The sequence below is a fragment of the Collinsella aerofaciens genome (assembly GCF_001404695.1).
GTDB classification, from domain to species: Bacteria; Actinomycetota; Coriobacteriia; order Coriobacteriales; family Coriobacteriaceae; genus Collinsella; species Collinsella aerofaciens_E.
This window is the reverse complement of sequence record NZ_CZAQ01000008.1, coordinates 1-26573: the sequence shown is the minus strand read 5'-3', so window position 1 is coordinate 26573 and position 26573 is coordinate 1. Positions and strand designations below refer to the sequence as shown.

General features: G+C 59.4%; 17 protein-coding genes. 1 reads left to right on the top strand and 16 read right to left on the bottom strand.

Translation table 11 applies throughout. The features are described from left to right. Positions 1 to 118: 118 nt before the first annotated feature. Both AQ996_RS03210 and AQ996_RS03205 read right to left on the bottom strand, forming a co-directional pair. Positions 119 to 1876 (bottom strand): ABC transporter ATP-binding protein, encoded by a 1758-nt coding sequence (locus AQ996_RS03210; RefSeq protein ID WP_055250997.1) that lies wholly within the window; start codon positions 1874 to 1876, stop codon positions 119 to 121. After that, a complete protein-coding gene (locus AQ996_RS03205; protein WP_055250996.1) occupies positions 1877 to 3703 on the bottom strand; it encodes an ABC transporter ATP-binding protein in 1827 nt (608 codons plus the stop codon). It lies immediately after the preceding gene. Positions 3704 to 3817: 114 nt separating this feature from the next. On the opposite strand from AQ996_RS03205, the gene AQ996_RS03200 reads away from it, so the two are divergent. Continuing rightward, positions 3818 to 4822, top strand: coding sequence for a helix-turn-helix domain-containing protein (locus tag AQ996_RS03200; RefSeq protein ID WP_055250994.1), 1005 nt, complete (start codon positions 3818 to 3820; stop codon positions 4820 to 4822). Positions 4823 to 5137: 315 nt separating this feature from the next. Here AQ996_RS03200 and gatB read toward each other — a convergent pair whose 3' ends face one another. From gatB to AQ996_RS03130, 14 genes are all read right to left on the bottom strand, one after another. After that, positions 5138 to 6814, bottom strand: coding sequence for an Asp-tRNA(Asn)/Glu-tRNA(Gln) amidotransferase subunit GatB (gatB, locus tag AQ996_RS03195; RefSeq protein WP_055250991.1), 1677 nt, complete (start codon positions 6812 to 6814; stop codon positions 5138 to 5140). Beyond that, positions 6814 to 8328, bottom strand: a complete 1515-nt coding sequence (gene gatA / locus AQ996_RS03190) for an Asp-tRNA(Asn)/Glu-tRNA(Gln) amidotransferase subunit GatA (RefSeq protein ID WP_055250989.1) — start codon at positions 8326 to 8328, stop codon at positions 6814 to 6816. The genes gatB and gatA overlap by 1 nt, the downstream gene beginning before the upstream one ends. Beyond that, positions 8328 to 8639, bottom strand: coding sequence for an Asp-tRNA(Asn)/Glu-tRNA(Gln) amidotransferase subunit GatC (gatC, locus tag AQ996_RS03185; RefSeq protein WP_055250987.1), 312 nt, complete (start codon positions 8637 to 8639; stop codon positions 8328 to 8330). The genes gatA and gatC overlap by 1 nt, the downstream gene beginning before the upstream one ends. A 328-nt stretch (positions 8640 to 8967) precedes the next feature. Then, positions 8968 to 9897, bottom strand: coding sequence for a class C sortase (locus AQ996_RS03180; RefSeq protein ID WP_172674598.1), 930 nt, complete (start codon positions 9895 to 9897; stop codon positions 8968 to 8970). Between the two features lie 132 nt (positions 9898 to 10029). Next, positions 10030 to 10803 (bottom strand): hypothetical protein, encoded by a 774-nt coding sequence (locus AQ996_RS03175; protein WP_055250984.1) that lies wholly within the window; start codon positions 10801 to 10803, stop codon positions 10030 to 10032. After that, positions 10785 to 11753: a MarR family transcriptional regulator gene (locus AQ996_RS03170; protein WP_055250982.1), complete on the bottom strand. Its 969-nt coding sequence runs from the start codon at positions 11751 to 11753 to the stop codon at positions 10785 to 10787. The genes AQ996_RS03175 and AQ996_RS03170 overlap by 19 nt, the downstream gene beginning before the upstream one ends. Before the next feature lie 992 nt (positions 11754 to 12745). Further along, complete coding sequence (locus tag AQ996_RS03165) at positions 12746 to 14467, bottom strand: isopeptide-forming domain-containing fimbrial protein (protein ID WP_172674597.1); 1722 nt, start codon at positions 14465 to 14467, stop codon at positions 12746 to 12748. Positions 14468 to 14581: 114 nt separating this feature from the next. Continuing rightward, positions 14582 to 16249, bottom strand: coding sequence for a SpaA isopeptide-forming pilin-related protein (locus AQ996_RS03160; RefSeq protein ID WP_055250978.1), 1668 nt, complete (start codon positions 16247 to 16249; stop codon positions 14582 to 14584). Further along, positions 16242 to 19748, bottom strand: a complete 3507-nt coding sequence (locus tag AQ996_RS03155) for a Spy0128 family protein (RefSeq protein WP_055250976.1) — start codon at positions 19746 to 19748, stop codon at positions 16242 to 16244. Before AQ996_RS03155 ends, AQ996_RS03160 begins: the two co-directional genes overlap by 8 nt. Positions 19749 to 20254: 506 nt before the next feature. Continuing rightward, complete coding sequence (locus AQ996_RS03150) at positions 20255 to 21076, bottom strand: HAD family hydrolase (RefSeq protein WP_055250974.1); 822 nt, start codon at positions 21074 to 21076, stop codon at positions 20255 to 20257. A 224-nt stretch (positions 21077 to 21300) separates the two neighbouring features. Then, positions 21301 to 22581 (bottom strand): MFS transporter, encoded by a 1281-nt coding sequence (locus AQ996_RS03145; RefSeq protein WP_172674596.1) that lies wholly within the window; start codon positions 22579 to 22581, stop codon positions 21301 to 21303. Positions 22582 to 22868: 287 nt separating this feature from the next. Then, the gene (mobB, locus tag AQ996_RS10185; RefSeq protein ID WP_055250972.1) at positions 22869 to 24170 is read right to left on the bottom strand and encodes a molybdopterin-guanine dinucleotide biosynthesis protein B; all 1302 of its coding nucleotides are present in this window, start codon (positions 24168 to 24170) and stop codon (positions 22869 to 22871) included. A gap of 4 nt (positions 24171 to 24174) precedes the next feature. Then, positions 24175 to 25230: a GTP 3',8-cyclase MoaA gene (gene moaA / locus AQ996_RS03135; RefSeq protein ID WP_253274594.1), complete on the bottom strand. Its 1056-nt coding sequence runs from the start codon at positions 25228 to 25230 to the stop codon at positions 24175 to 24177. A 235-nt stretch (positions 25231 to 25465) separates the two neighbouring features. Beyond that, a partial coding sequence (locus AQ996_RS03130) for a putative endonuclease domain-containing protein (protein ID WP_055250971.1) occupies positions 25466 to 26573 on the bottom strand: 1108 nt, incomplete at its 5' end.

Genomic DNA, 26573 nt, shown 5'->3' with positions numbered 1-26573 from the left:
TTTGAAATATCTCAATTTTATCTAACTATCTAGGTCAGCCATGGCTAACCTTTTGAAAATTAACGATGCGGAGTAACCGATTGTCAATGTGAGAAAGGGACTGTCCCTTTGCCCCTTCTTACAACTGCCAGGTAGCTGCTTCCTTTTGCAGCGCCACCATGCGGGCGAATTCTCCACCTGCCGCCTTGAGCTGCGCCGGAGTGCCCTGCTCGGCAACCACACCATCCTTGAGTACAACGATTTTGTCGGCATTTTCCACCGTACGCATACGGTGGGCAATAACGATAACCGTCTTACCTGCAAGCAGACGGGAGAGCGCCTGCTGAACCACGGTCTCGTTCTCCACATCCAAACTCGCCGTCGCCTCGTCCAACAGCACGATAGGCGCGTCTTTGAGCAGCGCACGGGCGATAGAGATGCGCTGGCGCTCACCGCCGGACAGCTTGGAGCCGTTCTCGCCGATCATGGTGTCATAGCCCTGCGGCATGCGGCTCACAAACTCGTCGCAGTTGGCGGCACGCGCGGCAGCAAGCACTTCCTCATCGGTGGCATCGCGACGACCAAGACGGATGTTTCCCATCACCGTGTCGTCAAAGAGCAGCACGTCTTGGAACACAATGGCGTAGTCGCGCAGCAGCACCTCGGGATCCACGCTCGCAACATCCACGCCGCCCACGGTGACCGTGCCCGCGGTGGCATCCCAAAAGCGCGCGGCCAGGCGGCTCACCGTGGACTTACCGGAGCCCGAAGGACCGACCAGTGCCGTGACCTCGCCTTCCTTGGCGGTAAAGCTCACATCGGTAAGAACTTTCTCGCCGGCGCGGCCGTCCTCGCCCGCACCATAGCCAAATGCCACATGATCGAACACCACATCGTGGCCTACGGGCTCAAACTGCTCGCTGCCCCGCGCCACGGGCTCTTCCATGATGGAACGCATGCGCTTGGCCGACGACTCGGCGGCAAACAGCTCGGACATCAGCATCAGCGCCTGATCAAAGGGCGCATAGATGCGGCTCACCATAAGCAGGAAGGCAAACATCATCAAAAAGTCGGCCTGGCCGGAGGCGACCATTGCAGCGCCCGTGACCAACGTGGTGGCAATCCCCAGGCGCAGGATGGCAAAGGCGGAGTTGACCAAAAGCCCATTGGCGAGCTCGCCCTTGGTGGTCTCGCGCTCCTCGGCATCGATCACGGCGTTGAGCCCCTCAAGATAATGAGCCTCCTGGTTGGTGGCGCGGATCTCGCGCACGCAGTCGAGCGTCTCCTGGATCGCCTCGGTAACCTTGACCTTCTCGGCACGCACATGGTCGAACACCGGGGTCATGGGGCCGCGTGTCAGATACAGCACGGCAAAGGCCACGGGCACGCTCCAAAACGCCGCGATCGCCAGCTGCCAGCAAAAGAACAGCGACGCCACGAACACAATGGCGCTTGCGATGATGGCACCCCAAAGCTCTCCCAGCACGTGGCTGTAGGCGTGCTCCATGGCCTGGACGTCGCCCATGATGGTCTCGGTTAAATCGGCCAGATCACGACGGCCAAAAAACGACAGCGGCAGCTTGCGCAAGCGCTCGGCAATCTCCATACGCTGCTTGCCGCACTCCTCGTAAAAGATGCAGTAGGTGTAGTAATACTGCTGCCAGTTAGAGGCAAAGAGCAACACGAAAAAGACCAGGAGGCCGCCCACAATCGGCAGGGCATCCGGCAGGTCGGCACCGGTGGCGAGATGTTCGACAAAACCGGCCATGACCAGGAACAATAAGCCCATGCCGGCCATGGTAATGAGATTGGTGAGCGCGGTCCAGAAAATGCCGCGTTTTACGCCGGCGACGCCTTTATCGGATAGGAAATACTTCTTTTGGAATGAGGCGAACATTTAGGCCTCGCCTCCCTTCGTGACGGCGGCATCCGCGGTCGCTGCAGTGATCTTCCAGCTCGCGGCCTGTTCGTATTCGGCCCACATCTTGGCATACAGACCCTCTTGGGACAGCAACTCGGCATGGGTGCCGGCCTCCTGCACGCTACCTTGGTTGAGCACCACGATCTTGTCGGCCCCCACCACGGTCGAAAGCCGGTGCGCGATCATAATGACTGTGCGACCCGCCGCCAGCTTGCTAAAGGCACGCTGGATGAGCGCCTCGTTCTCGGGATCCGCAAACGCCGTGGCCTCATCGAGCACCACGATAGGCGCGTCTTTAAGGATCGCGCGGGCGAGTGCTACGCGCTGCACCTCGCCGCCCGAAAGATATGCCCCTCCAGCACCGAGCATGGTGTTAATACCCTGCGGGAGCTTGGCCACAATGTCGTCGCACTGAGCTGCGGAGAGGGCCGCACGCACTTCGTCGTCAGTGGCCGTGGGCTTGGAGGCACGCACGTTATCGGCAAGTGTTTGCCGGAACAGCTGGTTGGTCTGGAACACGAAGGCAACCTGGTCCATAAGCTCGTGCGGGTCCATGTCGCGAACGTCCACACCGCCCACAAGCACGCGACCCGAGGAAACATCCCAAAAACGCGGGATCAGGCTTGCGCAGGTTGACTTACCGCCGCCCGAGGGACCAACCAACGCAAGGGTGCTACCTGCGGGAACGCTAAAGCTCACATGATCGACGGCAGGCGCTTCGGCACCCTCGTAGGTAAAGCTTACATCCTCAAAGCGCACATCGCTACCGGCGGAGTGCTTGGGCTGGGCAGGCACGGAGAGCTGTTTGGAATCCATGACGCTTCGAATACGAGCCAGCGAATCGGCACTCATCTGAGAGGCCTCGCCCACAAACATGAGCTTGGTCATGGCCGTCGGCACCACGGCCGAAAAAATCGCGTAAAACGTGAAGTTGGTCATAAAGCGTGCAAAGTCCGTCTCGCCCGGCGCCAACAGCAACGCCACGGGCAAAAGGAATGCCACAAGACCATTGAGCGCGGTAAGGTTGAGCACCTGTGGACCTCGGCAGAACGTGCCCGCATAGCTTTGCGCCATGTCGGCGTATTCGGCGATCGCATCGTGAAACGCCTTAAAGGAGTAGACCGTCTGCTGGAATACCTTGACCACGGGGATACCGCGTACGTATTCGGTGCCGGTCTTGTTCATCTTGACCAGCGCGCCCATGTAGGCCTTCATAAACTCGCCGCCCTTGCCGCCCATCATGGCGGCCATGGCGCCAAGCGAAACGACGACCGAGATAAGGCATGCCGCGCCCAAGCGCCAATCGAGGGCGAAAAGCAGCACGAGCAGACCTGCGACCATGGCGGTGGCGCCGGCGATATCGGGCAGCATGTGCGCGAGCAGTGTCTCGGTTGAGGCGGCGCATCCGTCTACGATACGGCGCAGCTCACCGGTGGCGTGCGTGTCAAAGTAGCCGAGCGGCAGCTTAAGCAGATGCTCGCTCGTAGCCTTGCGGATATTGGACGCGCAACGAAACGCGGATAGGTGTGTGCACATGAGCCCCACGAAATAAATCACGATGCTCACCAGGGCAAAACCGACGGCCCACCAACCATACATCGCGATATCGCAGGCTTCGCTCCAGTTAGGTGCCACGGCGATCAGATCGCGCGCGACAAGCCAAATGCACACGTACGGGCCAAAGCTCAGCAGCTGCGAGAGCGCCGAGAGGGCCATGCCCAAATATGTTAGGAATTTACGGTCGCCGGCATATGCAAGCAGCTCGCCGATACCGCCGCCTTCCTTTTTTGATCCCTTTGCCATGAGATTCCTTTCTAACGGCTTGAGAGTTAACCGTAATGAACTTATCATTGATGTGTTAGCCATGGCTCACAATCGAGCCAGGCGTGGACGTTTCTGCAAAGGAAAGGGACGCTTTTGCAAATACGGCGGGCAGCGACCGACATAACCGAGCTCTACGCACCGCAGTTTGAGCAGTTTGGTCTGGAGCTTACCGGCAGGGGCGCCGTCTTTACCGGCGAGGTGGCAAACGATCGGGCGCACGGACGCGCATGGATCATGCCTCTCTCCCCCGCCTGCATCGTTATGGAGCATTTCATTACCCCGATGCACGATATGTACCTGGCCGAATACACACCCGAACCGTACGCCTGCGTGAGCGAGGTCAGCGCGCCCACACTTATATGCATGCCCGAGGCTGGCATAACGCCTGCGAACCTTAAACCCTTGCATGGACCGTGGCCGAACAGCGCGGTGTGCAGCTTTATCCAAGATAGCTGCGGCGAGGAACTAAGTCCGCTGTTTGCAGGGCAGCTTTATCACTCGCGCTCGGTGCTCTTTTTGCCCGGGTATTTTGACGAGCTGGAGCATCGGTATCCCACTGAGTTCGTGGGAGTCTTTGAAGCGTTTGCCGAGTCGTGGCACGAGGAGGCGACGTCTGCCATCTGCCACACGCTGCGCCGGATTAACGAGGACCGCGCCCGCACCGTAGGCGGACACGTCTATATGCAAGGCATCGTGGAGACCATGGTCGCGGAGCTCGCCTGTTCGCGCGCGGCCCACAAGCAGGCGCGGCGGGCGGCAGACACACGCGCCAGCATAACCATTGCCGAAGAAGCAACGGCAATGATTGAGCGCGCGCTCGACAAAGGCAGACGTGTGGGTATCAACGAGGTAGCCGAGAGGCTCTACACAAGCCGCTCCAAGCTATGCGCCACCTTTAAGGCCCAAACTGGCGAGTCCCTGGGCGCCTACATCCGCAGACGCCGTATGGAGCGAGCACAGGACCTTTTGGCCGACAGCTCGCTGACGATAGCGCAGGTGGCAGAGCGTCTAGGCTACCCTCAGCAGGCCGCCTTCGCCCAAGCCTTCAAGCAACACACCGGCACCACCCCCACCGCTTGGCGCTCCCAGCATCAATAAAGAGGCGACAAAGGGACGGCCCATAAGTCCCACAAGCAGGGAAGACCATTTGCAATGTGACAAAGGGACTGCCCCTTTGTCACCCGCACAAAAATGGGCGTGCCGACGGCACGCCCATTCACTCTATTCCATTCAGCCCCACCTGACCCGAACGGCCGAGTCGTCTGGCCGGGGAAGCCCCGAGTCGCCGGGGTGTTTGCTCCAAATGAGTTCCGCATGCAAAGAAGGCCACTAAATGTGGCCTTCGTCTTGCATAGGACTGTTTGAAATTTGGAGGAAACACCCCGGCGACTCGGGGCTTCCACGGCCTCGCAGCTACGAGAGCGACGTTCTCAGCAACTCGTTGAAGAGCTTCGGGTTGCCCTTGCCGCGGCTTGCCTTCATGCACTGGCCCACCAAAAAGCCGATAACCTTCTGGTTGCCGTCACGATACTGCTGCGCCTGATCGGCACAGTTTGCCAGCACTTCGTCCACGATCGGCTGCAGCGCGCCGGCATCGCTCACCTGACGCATACCGCGCTCGTCGACGATCTTGTTGGGATCGTCACCGGTCTGGGCCATGGCCTCAAAGACCTCGTGCGCTTGGTTGGAGCTGATGGCATCGGTCGCCAGCAGCTTGGCGAGTGCTGCCACCTGAGCCGGCGCGATACCGGACTCGGCGAGCGACACGCTCGCGCCCTTAAGGTAAGCAATCATCTCGTTCACCAGCAAGTTTGCAACCGTCTGGGCCTCCTTGCCAGCCATACCGGCAGCGGCCGCCTCAAAGAACTCGGCAAACTCCGGGTCGCCGGCGATCTGCTCGGCGTCGGCCGCCTTAATGCCAAAGTCGGCCTCAAAGCGGGCGCGCTTGGCATCGGGCAGCTCGGGGATCTCGCCACGGCAGCGGTCGATGAACTCGTCATCCAGATCGAACGGCGCCAGGTCGGGATCGGGGAACAGGCGATAGTCGTCGGCCGTCTCCTTCACACGCATGACCACAGTGCGCTTGCGGCTGGGCTCCCAGTGGCGGGTCTCCTGATAGATGATGCCGCCCTCCTCGAGCACCTCGGCCTGGCGGCAAATCTCGTAGGCAAGGCCATCGTGCAGGCTCTTAAACGAGTTGAGGTTCTTGAGCTCGGTCTTGGTACCCAGCTTGGTCTCGCCGCGGCGGCGCAGCGACACGTTGCCGTCGCAGCGCATGGAACCCTTCTCCATGGAGCAGTCCGAAATGCCCAGCGTCACAAAGATGCGGCGGAGCTTCTCCATAAACAGGCGCGCTTCCTCGGGCGTACGCAGGTCGGGCTCAGTCACGAGCTCAATCAAAGGCGTGCCGCAGCGGTTGTAGTCGACGAGCGACTCGGCCGCGGCGGTAATGCGGCCCTCGGCGCCACCCACGTGGACCATCTTGGCGGCGTCCTCCTCCATGTGGATGCGCAGGATGCGGATGGGCACCGTGTAGGAACCGTCCTCGCGGCGCTCGGGCATCTGCAGGTTGGACGCATCGTAGCTGGCCAGGTGACCGGCGCGCTGATTGCCCTCGCGCATGGTCGACGTCATGGACGTGGACAAGCCCTCGGCGTTGGCCGAGGCGCTCGCCAAGCTCTGGGCCTCGGCCTCGCCAAACGCGCAGTCGGGGCGCTCGGCGGCACCGCGACCGGTCACGTCCAGATCCAGGTGACCGTACATGGCAAAGGCGACCGGACCCTGCGTGGTCTGGAAGTTCTTGGCCATATCGGGATAGAAGTAGTGCTTGCGGTAGAACATCGAGTGGCGCTGGATCTCGCAGTTGGTGGCCAGACCGGCCTTGACGATGCTCTCGATGGCGCGCTTGTTGGGCACCGGCAGGGCGCCGGGCAGGCCCAGGCACACCGGGCACACGTTGGCGTTGGGCTCGTCATCGTGGCTGAGCTTGCAGTTGCAGAACATCTTGGTATCGAGTGCGGTGAGCTCGGTATGGATCTCCAGGCCGATCACGGCCTCCCAATCCTGCAGGACCTCGGAAAGCTCCTTCATTACAGCTCGCCTCCCTTCCCGGCAAAATCGGGCGCGACGGAAAGCGCGGGCGCACCCGTAGTGGCATCGGCAAAGCCGCGCTCCAGGGCGCGGGCAAACGTGAGCAGCTGACGGTCCTTAAAGGCAGGCCCCACCAGCTGGGCAGAAACGGGCAGCTTGGTGTCCTCGCCCAGGCCCAGCGGCACCGAGATACCGCCGTTGCCGCAAATATTGAGCGAAATGGTGTACAGGTCGGAGAGGTACATCTGCGTGGGGTCGCTGATCTCGCCAAACTTAAAGGCCGTGCGCGGCGAGGCGGGCATGAGGATGGTGTCCACCTTGGCATACGCGGCGTCGTAGTCCTGCGTGATGAGCGTGCGGGCCTTTTGCGCGGCGTAGTAGTACTTGTCGTACACGCCCGAGCTCAGCAGGTAGGCGCCGAGCATCTGACGGCGCTTGGCCTCGGCACCAAAGCCGTGGGCGCGCGAAAGCGAGCTCTGGTCGGACAGGTTGGCGCAGCCCTCCTCCTGATAGCCGTAGCGAATGCCGTCGAAGCGGGCCAGGTTGGAGAACGCCTCGGCCGGGCCGATGACGTAGTAGGCGGCGATGGCGGCATCCAGGTGCGGCAGGTCGACCTCGACCAGCTCGGCGCCCTGGTTCTGCAGCTCCTGGGCGGCGCGCTGAACAGCGGCCTTGACCTCGGGCGTCAGGCCCTCGGCCTCCATAAACGCGGGGATGATGCCCACGCGCTTGCCCTCGATGCTGTCGTTGAGATGCTCGGTAAAGTCGACGGCGCAATCCTGGCTGGTGCAGTCGTACGGATCGTGGCCCGCGCCGGTAAGCGCGTTCATGGCCAGCGCGACATCCTCGACCGTGCGGCCAAAGGGACCCACCTGGTCGAGCGACGAGCCAAAGGCAACCACGCCGTAACGGCTCACGGCGCCATACGTGGGCTTAAAGCCCACCACGCCGCACAGCGACGCCGGCTGGCGAATGGAGCCGCCGGTGTCCGAGCCCAGCGAGAGCGCGACCTCGCCCGCGGCGACGGCGGCAGCGGAGCCGCCCGAGGAGCCGCCGGGCACGCGTTCGGTATCCCAGGGGTTGTTGGTGCGGTGGAACGCCGAGCTCTCGGTGGAGCTGCCAAAGGCAAACTCGTCCATGTTGGCCTTGCCCATGGGCAGGCAGCCGGCGTCGAGCATGCGCTGGACGCAGGTGGCGGTGTAGACGCTCTGGTAGTTCTCGAGCATGCGGGAAGCGCAGGTGGTGCGCGTGCCCACGAGGTTCATGTTGTCCTTGATGGCCAGCGGCACGCCCGCGAGCGGGGGCAGCGGCTTGCCTGCAGCGCGGTCGGCATCCACGCGCGCGGCGGCCTCGAGCGCAAGCTCGGGCGCCACCTGCAGGAATGCCTGGACCCCGCCCTCGCGCGCCTCGATGGCGGCAAGGGAGGCCTGTGCCACCTCGGTAGCGGTAAAGTCGCCGGCGGCAACGCCCGCGGCGATCTGGGCGGCGGTAAGGGAATCGAAGCTCTGCGCCATTACTCGCTCTCCCCCTCTCCCAAAATGGACGGCACGCGGAAGTAGCGGTCGCGCGCGCTGCCGGCGTTTTCGAGCGCAACGTCGAGCGGCAGGTCGCGCTCGGGCTCGCGCAGGTCATCGCCCATCACGTTGGACAGGCTTCCGATGGGATGGAACGTGGGCTCCACGTCGGGCAAGTCATATTGCAAGACGGGCTCGAGCATCTGGACGGCGTCGTTCATGTAGGACGTCATCTGGGTGAGCTCGTCATCGGTCAGTGCGATCTTTGCGTACTCGGCTATGCCGCGCACGTCTTTCTCGCTGAGTGCCATAGGCGCTCCCTTCCGCATAACAGATAAACCGCTCTAGTATACAAGGCAACGCCGCTTGGAGCAGGTGCTTTACCCAAATGCAGCGAAAACGTAACGAGGGCGGCGGCGGGCTGGCAGGCGGCGGGCTGGCGGTTCTGCAGCGAAACCGCACCGTCCATAGCGAAAACCGTACTGCTCACAACGAAAACCGTCCCGCCCGCAACGAAAAGCATCACAACATTCGACGTTTTTCGCCAAAATCGCGATTTTCATCGATTGTTGTGATGGTTTGGAAGTCCCGACCACCACAAAGGTGCCTGCCCCCTTTGTGGTGGTTCTGGAGAATGTCTTATGCCGAGGCCTTGGCCTTGCGGCGCTTGCGGACCGCGTGGATCACGATGTCCAGCAGCAACAGCACAATGGCCACGACCACGATGAGCACGGCAAACTCGCGCTTGCCCCAGTGGCGGCCGGCCAGCGACTTTTGCTTGTCGACGTCCTTCTTGTTGTACTTGGTGCGCACGCAATGCACCAGCAGGCGATGGTCGTTCACGCCGTAGGGCGTGCAGGTGACGAGCGTCACCTTGTCGGCGCCGGGCTCGATGGTCAGCGACTCCATCTCCTCGGGCAGCACCACCTCGGAGTCCACCATCTTGTAGGCGAGTGTCTTGTTCATGGTGTGCAGCAGCACCAGGTCGCCGGGTTCCAGCGAATGGATGTCGTCGAACATGCTCAGGTTGCGCATGCCCGAGTGCGCGGTGAGCACGCAATGCGTCGAGGTGCCACCCACCGGCAGGCTCGTGCCCTCAAGGTGGCCGACGCCCGCCATAAGGACTTCCTCGCTCGTGCCGTGGTAGATGGGCATGCTCACGTCGATGGAGGGAATCTCGACCCAGCTCATCATGGGGTCGCGGTCAAAGATGAGCTGCTGAGCGTAGGGCTCGATCTGGTCGGCGGGAAGCTCGGTGGCCTCGCCCGCCAGCTGCTCGTTAAAGGAGCGCGCCTGGAGCAGGATGCGCTCGCGCTCCTCGGCAGACAGCGCGTCCACGGTGCTGGACACCGTGCTGATCTGGTTGAACACGCCCGAGGCCTCGAGCCGGTCCAAGATCCACGGCCAGGTCATAAGGCCCACACCAATTAGGATGATGACGATGGTGATGAGCCGGTCGGCCCAACGCGGCAGTCGCTTGCGGCGGCGCTTGGGCTTGGGCTTGGGCTTGGGCTGAGGTTTGGGCTGAGGGCTTGAGCCGCCGTTGGCCGCGGCGTTATTGCTCTTCATATGTTTGGCGCCCTGCACCATCGTCGGTCACTCCTCTACAACTCAAGTTGTCTAAACAAATAATAGCCGATTAGCGAGCTCATGCGTCGGACAACGCAGCTAGACTGCACTGTCCGGGCCACGTAACCCCACTCAACCAATCAAGCCATATGTTGCTTTCATCGTCTCGAGCAACTGCACCATCGTTACGCCCGCAACCCCGATCTGTTTCAGATTGACGTCGCCTACCTCACAATCTTTAACAAACGCAAGCATATCGTCTTTCAGTTCTCCGCCCAGGTCGACACCTTCCGACTCGCCGAGCAGCTGAGCAAGCCTCAGCGCATCGCGTTTATGCTTTTTTACCTTCTTCGAATCAACGTTCTCCCCCGCCTCCCTTCTGGCTTTTAGGTCGAGATACGCCTTCGCTTTGAACGGGACAATGTATTCCGTACCCAGGACCGAAACGCCGTCTACGGTCCGAATTCCCTGAAGGAACAAGCTGTAGTAAGCATCGTCCAACAAAATTGCCGAAAGACTGCTTATGTTTTCATCAACGTGAATTGGCGCCACATCAATCCCCTCACGACCCTTTAGAAAGTCGGGGCACTTCGCGAAGAGTTCGATCATATGGGGGTAACCCGGCCTCTTAGGCTCTGTAAACCGATAAAAACATGAGCCTTTGCCTTCGCCCCAGCCGCAGCGGTAACCGCCATCACGCACCAAAGTCCATATAGCTTCTGCCGTCTGAGGCAACCGGTCATCGGCGACAATTACCACATCAAAATCGTGAGTCGCCCTAAACGGAAGTCCCGCCTCCGCGAGCAAAATGTCGCATGCCGTGCCGCCGATAAGGGCATACGATCCTTCAGCTTCTTGCATATGCTGCTGAAATTCTTGGAGACCCTCTACAGCGCTTCTTGCCATGGATATTCCTTTCCAAACATGCGATCGACTTCGAGCTGAATTCGCTCATCGTCGATTGCCGCCAAAGATAGCGCAAGCGAAATGTTGTCGACACGGGAGGAGTCGGCAAACACGGGTGCATAGCGCCACACTTGGATCATCGCCGTCTCGTTATCCGGCAACTCCCCGTCTGCGACTTCGAGGTCGCTCAGTTGACGCCATGTACTTCTTAAGACGGCCTTTTGTTCCATGCCCGGCGCAGCGAGCATCGAACGCGCAGCGAGCGCCGTCTCCCCGGCGTCAACAAGATAGTCGATCTGCGGCGTCTTCCTTGCAAAAAAGACCTTCGAGACAGGCGAGGAGAGCTCTGCCATGTGCTCGCTAAGCAGAAGATCAACGGCAACAGGGAACACGACGACACGTCGCTCGCGACGCTCGCGCCTCGCGAGCCCCCTGTCAACAAGCTCGGTTATGGCCTCACTCGCGCGGCTTGCCGAAATCCCAAGCGCACGACAAAGGTCATAGGGACGATATGGCTCCTGGGCTGCTCCCCAGATTGCGGCAGCCTGTGCGTTGGGTGACATCTTGGTCGCGTGATTGCGAAACCGGGCACCGCCCCTCTCCGTGCAAGCTGTGCCCATAAATGGAAGAAAAGCCTGTCTACCGGGGCAGACAAACGGAATCCCTTGTGCAACCAATGCTTTGCGCTGACGTGCATCGGCATCAGGAAACGAAACGACAACAGGAATCTCCGCACGCAAGGCCAGCTGACTATAGACCCTCTTAGCCTCGGGAAGCCCGATGCCAGTAGGCAAACTTGCAAGCAAAAACGAAAAACCGTTTGCGTCAACAGCGCGGACCTCAATCGCCCGCAGATGCAGCGGCAAGCGTGCGGATCCAGGCCAAGTTTTGGTCTTGGCGGAGAGGCCTAGTGCTTCTTGTAAGTAGATTAGCGCTTCGTTCATTTCCATTGTTTTCGTTCGGTTCCAGTTTATATTGGAATTATACATAATTCTCGGAATTGACGAGATTCCGTTCGTGCCTGGGCCCGCATTTGAGTTTTCAAAATGTCCCGAATCGGCTGGGCGATTCGGGATACAATGTCAATAGAAAACGACGCACCCCGCGTAAATGTACGAGAGCGCGGGCGGCCTAGTTTTCTGGTTTTGTTAAATGCCCGGGCTCCGAACCCCGGGCATTCTTATTTGCGCGTGTTGCGGCGCAAATGCCGTCCACCGTCCGCACCGCGCGTACGCCTACGGACCTTAAACCGAACCTCATACGAGTCAAGAAACGCGATGACGAACGTGCCCACCGCCGCGAGGGCGGCGAGCGCGTTAAGGAATTTCAGCATTTGGGGACCTCCGATCGAGTCGTCGGCCGCCCGCGCACGGGATGCGTCGCAAGGGTATTTTACTGCGAGTGTATGCACCCACAGCTGGTCAACGCGATTTTGACAAACATTTGTTCGATAGTTACAAGCACGATTCCTCACCCAGCGGAGCCTGGCCGCATTGTCCGGGTTTGCCCGACGTGTTTGCGTTTTCAAAATGTCCCGGATCGGCGGGGCGATTCGGGATACAATAGCTACAGGAAACGACGCACCCCGCGTAAGTGATCGAAAGCGCGGGCGACCAGTTTCCGGTGTTGTTAAATGCCCGGGCCTCTAACCCCGGGCATTCTTATTTGCGCTTGTTGCGGCGCAACTGCCTTCTACCGTCCGCACCGCGCGTGCGCCTACGGACCTTAAACCGAACCTCATACGAGTCAAGAAACGCGATGACGAACGTGCCCGCATCGGACGATGGAGGCTGCCTGCGTTGTCCAAAAAACGGGGCAGACTCCAGTGCGGAGTCTGCCCCGAAAAGAGAATGGCAAAGCAAGAACGTGGATAGACGAGAAAAGTGTCCGCAAGTCTCATGGCCATCACATCCCACCTGCCAAAGGGATGGGTGATCGAGCGTTACTCCTGCTCGGACTCCTCAGCCTGCTTACGGCTGCGGATGAGGTGTGCCACGCCGATGCACAGCACCGCGCCACCAGCGATCCAAGTGAACGTCACGCCATTAAGGCCGGTGAGCGGGAGGCCAGAGCCCTTCTTGTTCTGGATAGTGACGGGGATGGTAGCGTCTTTTGTATTCCCGGGGGTAACCATAACGGTATCGCTGGACGTCACATCGAGATTCGTCAGATTGCCGTTATTGTCGTATGTCGGATTCACCGTAATGGTAAACGGAGCAAGGGTGTTGTAACCAGCAGGAGTATTGCATTCGGTAATCTCATACGTTCCCTCAACAAGACCAGGGATATAAATCTTGCCAGTTTCCTTGTCGGTCTTGAATTTTCCGGCATCTTTCTCATTTTCGGTAATGCCGCCAGTTTGGGTCAGCCACCTATTAGTCTCAAGCGACTTATCTCCCTCTTTGGTCATTTTAACTTGGAAGGTAGCTTCAAGTTTTTGATTCTGGTTGTCCTTTTCGACCTTGGTCACATCCAGGCGGAAGACATGGTCAGTAACTCGCTTCGACGTGGAGGTGCCAGTACCTTCAACCATGGGGTTATTCGAATAGACGAGTTTGACATCATTGGTGTTGCCGGTGGCAGTGTATTCAGCCTTGTCAGTCAGCGTTGCTTTGTATTTCACAACGACCTCGGAATTCTCATTGAGTGTAACACCCTTGGCCTCCGCAGCAGCCTTGAGGTTATCGAAGGAAATCGTCAGATCGTTGCCCGTAGAGTTCCCGGACTTGTCTTTGGTTTCCTTAAGATTTACCGTATAGCCATTTGCGGGCTGATCAGCATCTACACGAGGGATGGTAACACCTCCAATAGTAACTACGACGGAATTCAGGTCGGCACGCAGCCCAACAGAGAGATGGTCCTGGAACACATACTGGTACTTATCATATGTGGCAATATTGGCCGCAACAGTACCAGTCAACTTGTAGTCGATTACCTGCCCAATCCAGGCATCGCCCACGTTCTTCCAGTCATCCTTTGTAGCGTCATCGGCCGTCTTGCCCTTAGTGTCATCGAGAATCTGCTTATCGACGGTAGGAATGCTGGTCTTCTCGGTAACGGTCACGAGAGCGTCACCGACAACAGCAAAAATCGGGGAAGTACCGGTATTCTTCTTCGGATTCTGATCAGTGCTCAAGGTGTTTTCATCGGTCACAAAGAGATAATAGCCTTGCAGAGCATTGCCGCTCGCGTCCTTGGGCTGAAAGACTTCGCCTGCAGCAAAGGAAGAACCTGTCTGATCCACGCCATTTTCGACCGCTTTTGCCAATCCGTTGAACAAATTGTCGTTTTTGATAGGGGTCGTCTCGCCGGTGCCCTCTGAATGGTCGGTCAGATACTTAGCAGCTTCTTGCGCTGAAGAGTTAGCGTCAATGCCAGAATTAGGTACAGCTGCAAGATAGTCCAGAACCGCCCTCTCGGCCTGACCACTCGCCCAACCAATGTTCGAAACAACTTTACCGCTGTCTCCATCAATGACATCGGCCTTAAAGATCTGGTATGCCTTGAACTTGGTGGCTCCATTATCCTTATTCTGCGTAATGGTGATGCTATTGGTCGCGCCCTCCGCGGCAAACGCCATGGTCACCGGGGCCATGACGCCGCCGAAGCTCAACGCTGCGGTGAGGCCGGCGGTTACTGCCAGGCGTGCGATGTTCTTGCTCATGCTCATCTTCTTTTCCTCCGTTTTCCGTTTGGTTCTCATTCGATCGGTCATCATCTGTCTGCATCTTAGCATCTACTTCGCTACGTCTCGCCCCGCTCTCTGTGGGGCTGCCAGCTACTCTTTATGGCTGCCACCTCCCCGCTTGACCAGGAGCGCGACCACGATGAGCGCGGCTCCGGCGACCGCTGCGGCGGCCGCGGCGTACATTGCCATATCGCCAGTCGAGGGCATAAAGCCTCCGGTGGTAATGCTAGGGGGTGTGCCGGTGGGCGTGTTGATGAGCGACGCCTCCAGGCCGCCCGTCGACCCGTCCGCGCTGTCGGCGCGCAGGGGCGACTCGGCCGTGATGGTGAGCTTGGGCTTGGCGGCGGCCACCTGGTCGACGTCCAGGCCCTCGGCCTTGACCGTCACGGAGCGCGTGCCCTCAAAGGCGGTGTAGCCCTTGGGCGCCTTGAGCTCGCGGACCTCCAGCTTGCCCGAGTCCACGCCCGAGACGGTCACGCGGCCGTCCTCGCCCGTGGTGACGGTGGCCTTGCCCTCCGCATCCCACGTGCCGTCGGCCGCCAGCGTGCGGCCGCGATCGTCAGCGATGCTCAGGACCGCCCCGGGCAGCGGCTTGTCGCCGTTGCTGCTGCGCTTGGTGAGGGCGAGGTCCCAGGTGTAGGCAGTCGCATCATCGCTCGGCGTGCGGGTGAAGCCCGCATCGCCAGACTGGTCGGCAAACGGAGAGCGCGGGTAGCGCAGGTAGACCTCGTTGGGGTTGCCCTTCGCGATGCCGTGGTTGCATGCGCCGTTGAGCGGCGCGTTGTACACGGCGACCACGCGGGCGCCCGCAGTGAAGGCGTCGGCCCCGCCGAGCGCGGCGATGAGGTCGCCGGTGCGCACGGTGAAAGTCCCGTCCGCCGCCACCTTGGTGGCGCACTGGGCCGTGATATCGGTCCAGCCCTTCCCGGGCTCGGTGCCGGCGCGCCCGTCCTTACCGGTCTGGACGGCGTCGAAGCCGCCGTCCGCGCCCGCCGCCACGTACACGCGCATGCTCGCGGCCACCTTTGAGGGATCGAGCCCCGCGCTCATGGTGTCGACGAACCGCACCGTATAGGTGTCGTAGGCAGTGAGCCCCGCCGGGACCGTGGCCGAGAGGCGCCAGTACAGGTCGTCGGCGACCGTGGCGTCGGCGGCCTTGCCCCAGGCGGCGGTGCTGTCCTCCAGCACGTGCTTGGCGACCTTGGGGGTCGCGGCCTTGGGCTTGACGGTGACGGCGCTGCCGCCCACCAGGACCATAATCGGCGCGGTGCCGGCCTCGCCCTGGGCGATGGCGTCGTCGTCGGCGACGATGAGCCAGTAGCCACAGGGCAGCTCGGCCGTCGTGCCCGCGTTGAGGGCCACGGACACGGCGCCAGAGCTCTGGAGGGAACGAGCGAGCTGTGCGCTCAGCGCGCTCGTAAGGTGGGAATCGGTGTTGAGCCACTCGGCAGCTTCCTGCGCGGTGGTCTGGGAATTGGGCATGCCGGCGCTGTGCAGCACAGGCAGGACGGCGTCGCGCGCGGCGTCGCTTGCCCAGACAAGGTCGGTTGCAATCTTGGCGTCGTTGTCGCCGTCGACGACGTTGGCGCTAAAGATCTGGTAGGCGTCGTAGCTGCGCGCCACGGTGCCGCTCACCGTGATGGAACCGGTCGAGGTCGGCGCGGCCTGCACGGATGCGGGGAACACAACCGCGCAGGTGCCGATCAGGAGGGCAAGCAGCGCAAACAAGATCGGGAAGGAGCAAACTTTCTTATTCACGACGCTCGCCTCCCTTCGCATTCGCCTTGCGACGAATGTGCATCCAAGCCGCAGCAGCGCAAAGCACCGCCGCGCCGGCAAGGTACGTCAGAGTGACGCCCGACATACCAGAAAGGGGCAAAGAGGTGGAGTAGGTGTTGATGAAGGTGGGGGTGGAGGCGTCGGTGAGTTCGTGGTCGGCGCTATTAGCATCTTTCCACTTGCCATCGGAGCCAACGGTTCCCTTCCTGTAGGTCACCTTACAGTTGATGGTTCCTTTGGTATTGTCCGTTGCAACAACCGTAAGCTTGTAGACCGACTTGTCGAACTTGTAGTGCGAGAAAAGCGAACTCTCATCCTTCTCGCGCACATAGTACGTGAAGGTCTTGGAAGCGCCACGGCCGGTGGTGCCCCCGCCCTCGAGCTGTTTCAACTCATAGTTGACTGCTTCAAACGGTAGCGTCTGAGTCTTGTCACCATCAATCTGAGTCTTTACCGTCTTGGCTTTCTCGAAGGCCAGATTATCCGCAAACTCGAGCGTAAACTCCTTCATCTCGCCACCCTTAACGACCTTAGTCGCCTTGGGAGTCCAGGAGCCGCTGGAGGTGTACGGAGTGTACTTGTTGGTGAAGGTCTTTCCCGCGTTGGAGTCGATAATCGAATAATAGCCTTCGCTGTCTCTTTCCATAGTGCCCAGCGCTTTTGTTGTATCTCCGGAGCGCCCGGTCGCACTCACGCTTGTAATCGTATAGTTATGGACGTAAAGCGGAACGTTCTGACTTGAATCATCCTTCTTCGGCACATTCATGAGCAAAGTTTCGTTGTCCGTGAGCTGCACCTCGATCTCGTACACAGTGTGGTCGTACTCAATGTCAGAGTCTCCACCGGTCTGTTCGACCAAGTAGTATGTAATCTTGTTAGCCACAACAGTCTTATCTACGAACTGTTCACCAAGGTCAAACGTAATGTTACCTTCAGCGTCATTCTTGGCAGACCCGACTAAGGTGCAGTCACCATCGCTGAAAGAGTCATTTTTCCAAGAAGGCGCCGTCGCAGTATCCGAATCCTTGCGATAAACCGCGAAAGAAAACTGATCTTTTGTGAGCATTTCTTCTTTTTCGGTTTGCTTATTTTTCAGCGCCTTTGACGCCTTTAGCTTAAGGCTTGGGTAGACGTACGTATCCGCAGGCACGCCTAGGTACAGGTCGCCGTTCGACATGATGCCGCCGCCATGGTCCCAGGAATAGTTGCCCGTGATGAAGGTTGTAGCAGCCGCCTGTGCATTATTTGCTTCAGCGTCGCCAACATGAACATCCGAAGTCAATCCGATACTCCGATAAATCTGCACGCCGCCATCGGCAGGAATTTTTATAGCTTCATTGAGCTCTTTGCTTCCCGAATACTTGGCGTCTCCGCCGCCGAGCATCTTGCCGATTATTGCCGCAAGCGGTTCCTTATGGCCATCCTTTGCCGCAAGGAAGAAATCGGCATGGCCTTTCTCGCGGAACTTCTCCGAGTTGTATGCATCTTGATCTTGATTCTTTTCGCTACCGCCACTTGAAAGATGGGGCTTGCCTTCATTACCACTGTTAGTTGCCGGATCGTAACCGTTGGCATTCTGCTCATCGCCATCAGCATTTTGCTCATTGCCAGCAGATATATTGCCAAAGATTGCAGTGCCGTCAGTGTTCGTCACCAGCGTCTTGCCCGTCGGGCAGACTGCAACGCCACCACCATAGCCACCGGCGGTATTGCTGCTAATGTACGAGTTGTATACAAATAATCTACCAGCAGTATATTCCTTACCCGCATTCGAGTTTCCCTGGACAAAGATGCCGCCGCCGCCCCAGTCAAAGCGAGACATGCAGTAATTGTTAGTGATATAGACTTTATTGCCTTCAGTGCCGTTAATCATCGCATCGACCATCTGGCCAACGCGGATACCAGCGCCCTCAGATCGGAAGCTCTCGTTAGAGGCAATAATTCCTCCCGTAATGTTGAGCCATGCCATATCCTTGCGAGAACCGTCTCGACCAAGATCGGTAACGTAAACGCCACCACCAGCTTCTTCAGAATAATTGCCAGTAATCTGGCCACCGGAAATGGTGACATGGGCGCCGTTATTGGCAGCAAGCCCAGCGCCGCCATGGTCACCCCAGCCATCGTGGCCGCAGAACTGAACCATTCTATTATTCGTGATATAGCCACCAGAAACGGTCACGATGCCGCCCTTGGCCATAATGCCGCCACCGAGTCCCGCGTTGAGTGTGCTATTACCGGAGATTATGCCACCGGTCATGTTGATTTTGGTCATGTTGGTTTCAGGGTCTTTAGGGTACACATCGGCGCCGTTAGCGTATACACCGCCGCCATTGGGAGCGCGGTTACCTGCAATCACGCCACCGGTGAGGTTGAAAGTGGCACCTTTGCCGTTCTTGACGCCAAGTTCGATGCCCGCGCCTTGGCTCTTAGAGGTTGCACCGCAAACGTAGCCACCGCTCATATTGACGGTAGAACCTTCCTCGGCATAAACCAAACTGTTAACACTGATATTTTCCTGTTGCGTAATCACGCCACTCTCGAGCTTGAACGTACCACCCTTGCCGTCGGTTGCATAGAGATTAATGAGTTTCAGGTAGTCATGATTCAGGTTGTCTTTGTCAGCACATGCCACGATGGCACCGCCGATACTCGTTCCATGTTTATACAGAGTCTCGGTAGTACTGGTGCCGTCCACCTTAACAGACGATCCAGTTACATAGTAGGTGAGATTGGTAGGGATATTGGAATTGTCGTAGGTCATGGAAGCAAGGTTACCATTTTTGCTGAGCGAATTATCCTGGCAAACGAATTTGTCGCCAGTCGGAATATCCATTGCAGTCTGCCCATTATCCTTGACGGTTAACGTTGCACCTTTAGTGATGTTGAACAGAGGCTGATCCTTATTCGAATACTTAATCTTATGGCCGTTTAGATCCAGCGTGATATTGCTACCGTCTTCGTCGAGCACAATAGACGTGTTGATATCAATATCGCTCACAAGTTCGAAGTTGGCTGCGCCGCTTGCCGCCTCCAGTCCAGATTTCAGCTTTTCCGCGCTATCTATCTTGTCGGATGCCGTTTCAGTCTGCCCGCCTTCCGCGGCCGCCTTTACTGCATTGTCATCCGACGTCTCACCGTCTTCACCCCGTTGCTCGTCCTCGAGCTGATCCTCAGCCTGATTCTTCTCAACGTCATTTGAAGAGCCAGTCTCGTCGCCCTCGGTCTCGTCACTATTCTGGTTTTTTTCGGTATCCCCGCTGTTGGTGTTTTCTACATCAGTAGACTCAGTTGAGGAATCAGCCGCCGCCACAGTTTTCTCGGCTGCACCCGCCTCGGCATCGTTGGCAATGGCCTGCGAGATTGGAGGCATGACGAGCGACAGTACCAGGCTCAAAACGGAGGCTCCGCACAAAACGCCTGCCAGTACACGGCGCGTCGCTTTATTACTCTGCTTAGATTTGTCCGAATTCGCTTTCATCGATGTCTCCTCCCCAAGAGACCGCGATCTTGCTCTTTCACCATCAAACGTATCTGCGCAATCTGTAATTGCGCTCGTTTAGTAATGCAATTATAACGATTGTTTAAACATCTGAGCAACAAAACCGACATTTTTGTAGCAAGTTCTCAATTCTCTTGACATTTGCTCGGATTTGCCTTCGTTTATTCGCTATCTATTTTTTTATTTCTGCTGGTAATTTAGTTGCGTATTATTTTTTAATGGCATTAGATTTATTTGCACAACATTTTGCTCAAGAGCAAACATCCTGTGAACGGTCGAAAATCGACCGTGAGCGGTAGGTCATTAACCGGGATGAATATCCTACCAAATTGATGAGAATATCTTAAACCCATCGGTGGTTAGAAGCATGATGTTCAGACAACAATATTTGAATTTTCCCACAGATTTTAGGTACCAATTCGCCCAAATCGCCTGAGGCCACCGCAAAAGAGCCTGCTCCCTTCTGCGGTGGTTCTCCCCCAGCGCTACAGCAGATGTTCCTCGATAAAGATCGCGATGCCGTCTTTGTCGTTGCTCGCGGTTACAAAGTCGGCGGCGGCACGGGTGGCGTCGCTGCCGTTTGCCATGGCCACGCCCACGCCGGCGTCGGCCACCATGCAGGTGTCGTTATCGGCATCGCCAAACACGCAGATGTTCTGGAGCTCCATGTCGTTGAGCTCCGCCACGCGCACAAGGCCGCGCGTCTTGGACACGCGCGGATCCATGAACTCGTAGAGCCGCTGCGTGGTTTGCAGAGCCGCCGCCTTAACAGTGTTATCGGCAAACGTCGATGCCCGCTCAATCACCCGCGGCATTACCTCGGGCGCCATGGTAAACATCACCTTGGGCTGCGGCTCGCGCAAAAACTCGGCAAAGTCGACCACCTGGTAGGGCACGCCGTCGACGCGCGACAGGTGCTCGACGCACGCGTTGCTCTCGGGCACGTAGAACACGCCGTCTCGGGGGCAAACGGGCGTTGCCGGAAGGTCCGCCATGTGCTTGCAGATGCGCGCGATGGTCTCGCCCGGCAGCGGATAGCTCAGCTCGTTGATGTCGTGCGCGCGGTCGATAACCTCGGCGCCACCGCAGCCCACCATCACGTCTACCAGGCCTTCGATGCCCCAGAGCTCGTACATGGCCTCGGTCGCGTGGGCGTCGCGCCCGGTGCACAGGCCAAAGAGCACGCCGCGCTCGCGCAGGGCGCGGATCGCCGCCACGGTGCGCGGGGACACCGTGTGCTGGCTCGTGAGCAGCGTGCCGTCGATATCGCAGAACACGGCTTTGATGTGGCTGAAGGTGGTGTCCATGGGGGCCTTTCTGGGTTGTGCGGCGATGCTGAATGTGATCGGAAATGGTGTTCATGGTATACCAAGGCGCAGCCGCGGCCCGTCAAAGCAAAAACCACCACAAAGGTGCCTGGCCCCTTTGTGGTGGCCGGACTCGCAGGGTGGCCTGGCCCGAGGCGCAAACCATCACAACATTCGACGTTTTTCGGCAAAATCGAGATTTTCATCGAATGTTGTGATGGTTTTTACTGCCTTGCGGCACGATCAAAATGCCGGCGTCCAAACAGCAGCAACGCCGCGGGAACCGCCGTCACGACCATGCCCGCCCCTACGAGCGTCCGCTGCACGCCAAACGTCGCCGCCAGCCACGGGGCAATCGCCAGCGGGGCCACGCCGGCGAACATGTTGCCAAAGCCCATGACCGAGTTGATGCGACCGAGCTGCTCGAGCGGAGCCGTCGTTTGCACGATAGTGTTGTGGAGCGGGTTGACGACACCCCAGGCCACGCCCAAGGCAATCTGGCCGACGAGGGCCACGCCTACGTACGGCGTCCCCACATAGAGCAAACTTCCCAGGCCCACGGACATGAGCGCCACGAGCAGCGTTTTAAGGTTGGCCAGGTGCGGCGGCAAGCGGAGCGCGAGGACGGCGCCCAGCACCGCGCCCACGCCGCAGGCCGACGAGAGCCAGCCCATCCACTCGACACCGACATGCAGAACATCGCGGTAGAAGAACGACTCCAGCGGGTCAAAGGCGCCATAACCAAAGTTCGAAAGGAAAATAATGCAGAACAGTAGGGCGAGGACGCTGTTGGTAAAGACCGTCTTGATGCTGGTCGCGAAGGTTGCGCGGGCGGACGTGCTGGGGTTGGAGCTTTGTCCCGCACGCTCCCCTTCCTCTGCCGAATCGGCATCCGCATGCCCGGCGACATGGCTGGTCTGCGGCCTAAAGCCCCAACCGACGACGAGCGCCAGCACGGTAAAGAGCATCATGAGCACAAACACCGCGCGCGACGACGCAGCCGCCGCGACAAAGCCGCCCAGCGTGGGGCCAACGATGATACTCACGTTTGAAAACATGGCGATGGCGGAGTTGATGTCTTTGAGCTCGACAGGATCGTCGGTGAGGTAGGCCGGATAGGATGTGGCAATGGGCTGGGCGAACCCCATCACAAAGCCCAGAAACACCGCGCCGAGCAGGACGATGCCGGTCGCGCTGCCAAAGGCGATGATTGCCGTGCCAGTTGCGAGCGTGCCCACAATGCTCAGCAAGAAATGGCGGCGCGGACCCCAGGCGTCGAGCACCGCGCCACCCGCAAAGGATCCCAGGATCACGAAAACGTTCATGAACAGGACGGCCAGCGATGTCGCCACGACTGAGGCATCGTCTGCATAGGTGAGCGTTCCGATGACGCCGATAAAATAACTGGTCTGAAACCCGGTGTAGATGAGAAAGCGCATCGCCACCAGGCGCTTGGCCTGCACGGACAGCGATGATTGAGGCTTTGAGAAAAGAGAGATGAGCATGGAGACTCCTTGTTTCATACGAATGCGGACGGCGGGCATTCGCCACCGTCTGTCAAATCAATCTATCCGCATGAAACATTAAGGACGCATCAGGACCCTTCTCTCCGTTTTTCGCCCGTCATGAACTACTTGGTAGATTGTAAGGCATGTCCCACACATCTACCAAAGCAAAAACCACCACAAAGGTGCCGGCACTTTTGTGGTGGAAATGGCGTTTGCCCAGATAAAACCTGCCAAAATAAACCTGTCCTTATTTGGCAGGTTATGGCAGCGCAGCGAGCCGGCCCTTAAAGGTGATCTTGGATCAGGTCGCAGATGGCTCGGGCGTCGTTGATGTTGATGGCTCGGGTCGCGAAGCCGGCGTCGAAGGCCTGACGCGCCAGGGCTTCGTTGCAGGCAAGGGCCAGCGTGTGACCGTCGACCAGGTCGAGCGAACTCTTGCCGCGCAGACGGTCGACACCGGAGCGCGCGACCACGATGTTGTCGAAGCCCTCGGTCTTGTAGCCCTCGATGATCACCACGTCGACATCGTTGTAGCGCGACAGCAGCTCGCGCGCGGGCATCTCGTCCTCCTCGCGCGTGTCGGCGTACTCCGCCCAACGCGTGGCGCAGATGAGGCCCACGTGCTTGGATCCGGCCTGGTGATGGCGCCACGTATCCTTAGCGGGCACGTCGATATCAAAGCCGTGGTGCCCGTGATGCTTGAGTGAACCCACGCGCAGGCCGCGGCGGGTGAGCTCGGCGACAACCTTCTCGACGAGCGTGGTCTTGCCCGAGTTCTGGTAGCCGATAAACGCGATCGCGGGGACGGCCGGTGCCGGAGCAGCGGGCGCGACGGCGACGGGTGCGCTTGCGAGCGTGGCACCGTCAGCGGCCACGGCCTCAACAGCAGCAACCTGACGCTCCGCACGATCCCACACGCCCGAACGGCCGCCCTCCTTGTGCAGCAGGCGCACGTCGACGATCTCCATGCCGCGATCGACCGCCTTGCACATGTCATAGATGGTCAGACACGCGGCACTCGCGCCGGTCAGAGCCTCCATCTCGATACCCGTCTTGCCCGTCACGCCCGCCGTGACCAGTACGTGAAAGCCAACCTGCCCGTCCGCGCGCGCCGGCGCCCAGCCCTCGGGCACGTCATCGGCCGGCGTCCCCGCCGCAGCGATGGGCGCAATGTCGCACTTGCTCTTAGTAATGAGCAGCGGATGGCACATGGGAATGATGTCGCTCGTGCGTTTGATGGCCATAATGCCCGCCACGCGCGCGCAGGCAAGCACGTCGCCCTTTTTGGCGCGGTCCTGCAGCACCATGGCCTGCGTCTCGGGGTGCATGAGGATGGTGCCCTCGGCGATGGCAATGCGATGGGTCTCGGCCTTGTCGGACACGTCGACCATGCGCACCTCGCCCTTAGCGTCCACGTGCGTCAGCTCGTCGCGGCGGGCGTCGCGGGCGGACTCGACGACGGCGCTGGCGGTCAGCTGCGCGGACGCGTCGGCGTTGCCAGCATTCGCCGCAGCCGTGACTTTGTGGGCAGACATCGCGGCCCTGCGAGCGGCCTTGGTGGCATCGGCGTACCTGCTCTTGGCCATATGATCATCCTCCGATTTGGGACATAAATCGTTGCGTGCCCTCAATTATCGCGTGTTCCTGCGGTTTGTGGGCCACGGCATCGCGCCAAATCGAAAGTACCTGCATATCATCACCACGGCGCAGGGCGTCGCGCACCGAATACTCGGCATCGCTGAACAGGCACGGACGCACGTTGCCATCGGCCGTCAGGCGCAGACGGTTGCAATTCGCACAAAAATGGTTGGACATGGCGCTGATGAAGCCGACCGTTCCCGCCGCACCCGGAAAGTGCCAGTAGCGCGCAGGGCCCGCGCCGGCAGGAGCGTCGTTGATGTCGAGTGGCTCGAGCTCGCCCAGTCCCGTCGCGGTGGCCCCGGCATTGATGCGCGCCCGCAGCTCGTCGCTCGGCACGGTATCGCTCGCGTCCCACAGCTCGGGATTGAGCGCGGGCGCATGCGGGTCCACAGTGCAATGCGAGCTCGTATGCTCGTCGCCGATGGGCATGTATTCGATAAAGCGCAGGTGGATGGGGCGGTCGACGGTCAGTCGTGCAAGGGCTGCCACATCCTGGTTGAGCCGGCGCACCACAACGCAGTTGACCTTAACGGGCTCAAAGCCCCAAGCCAGCGCCGCGTCGATGCCGGCCATGGTCTGCTCGAGCCGGCCCAGGCGCGTGATCTTTCCAAAGAGCGTAGGGTCGAGTGTATCGAGCGAAATGTTGACGCGGTTAAGCCCGGCATCTTTGAGCTGCGGCGCCAGCTTGGGCAGCAGGGCGCCGTTGGTGGTAAGCGAGATGTCCTCAATCTGCGGAATCGCACGGATGTCGCGAATAAGCGGAATGATACGGCGGCTGACCAGCGGCTCGCCGCCCGTCAGGCGCACGCGGCGAATGCCCTCCCCCGCTACCAGGCGCACAAAGCGGGCGATTTCCTCAGCACTGAGCAGCTCGTCGTGCGCGCGGGGTGCCACGCCATCGGCCGGCATGCAGTAAATGCAACGGAAATTGCACTTGTCGGTAACGGCAATGCGCAGGTAGTTGATATCGCGGCCAAAGCCGTCATGTTGCACGTGCCCGTCCACGCAGCCCTCCCCTCACGCGGCGTTTTATTCTTCGGAAAACATAATACCCCACGAGCGAATCATGCCGACACCCGTACGACAGGACAGGTCGCTTCGAGCAAGACCGGCTTCCCAAGCCCATCCTCAGCACGCAAACCATCACAACATTCGATGCTTTTCCCGTTTTTGGCGAAAAACGTCGAATGTTGTGATGGTCTGCCTGCCCATGGCACCCCGTAGAAGGGCCAGAACGCCCCTAAAGGCCGCCGTCCCAGTGTCGAATCACGAATTCCCGCAGATCGTTCTGACGTTTCTGGAACGCTTCGCTTCGGTCGCACTTAAGGCCCATAGCGAGTGCGATGGCGTTCATCGCCCGGTGCAATTGCAGCTGGTGGGCAAACTGAGTCCCGGTGAGGACGATCATCCTAAAGCCCAGCGCGCTCAGCACGGTCATACGCTCCGCATCCGACGCGCTGCGCTGTTTATCAAGATGGTCCGAGCCGTTGTATTCAATCCCCGTATCGCTCGCAGGCGCATATACGTCGATCTCGAAATACTCGGCCTTTGCGAGATACTTGAACCCGTTGGGAACATCGACCCGATGATTGAGCTCAACCTTGGCGTATCCCAGCCCTCCCTGGGAACGTTTTGCTACGACCATGATTGCGGCGGCCGTCTCCATGGGCGACCGCGCGCCATCATGCACGCGCTTGAGCACGGCGGCCGCGCGTACAGCCCCCTGACGAGATCGGTTCTCATTGCAATAAGCAATCAAATCGGCAACGGTATACCTCTGCCCCATCTCGATATAATCGCCTGTCGACAGATGATTCAAATGGTATCGGGCACAGATTTCGTAGCCATATTCCAGCTGCTCGGGCTCGCTCATCCACGAACCCGCCTGGACAAAGCACATAGCCTCATCAACCACCAGAAGGCCCTCCGCCACCTCGATAAGATGGCCTGGAGGTACCGGCGCCCCAAACACGTGGCACCTAAATCCAGCCGGCGTCGAGCGCTCAAAATCGAAGTTGACGAGCGTGTCGATATGATCGAGCTCTTCTCGTGGAATACCAAGCGAAACCAGATAGTCGGTAACGATCCCAACTGCCGTCGAAGCCCTCAGCCCCTTGGCATCGAGTCCCAATTTGGGCAGGCTCGCAGTCGGCTCCGCCTCGTTAGCAAGCGAGTCCTCATCGTATAGGCTGCTTGCTCGCGAGAGCGGCTCGGACGGGCGCGCCACGTTGTGGTACAGCCAGGCAGTCTTATGGGACAGGACGATCGGGGACTGCGGACGATTTCTTGGACCGTCACGCGGCCCTTCCCAGCGCGGCGCGGAACTCGGCCGGCGTGCGGCCGCCGAG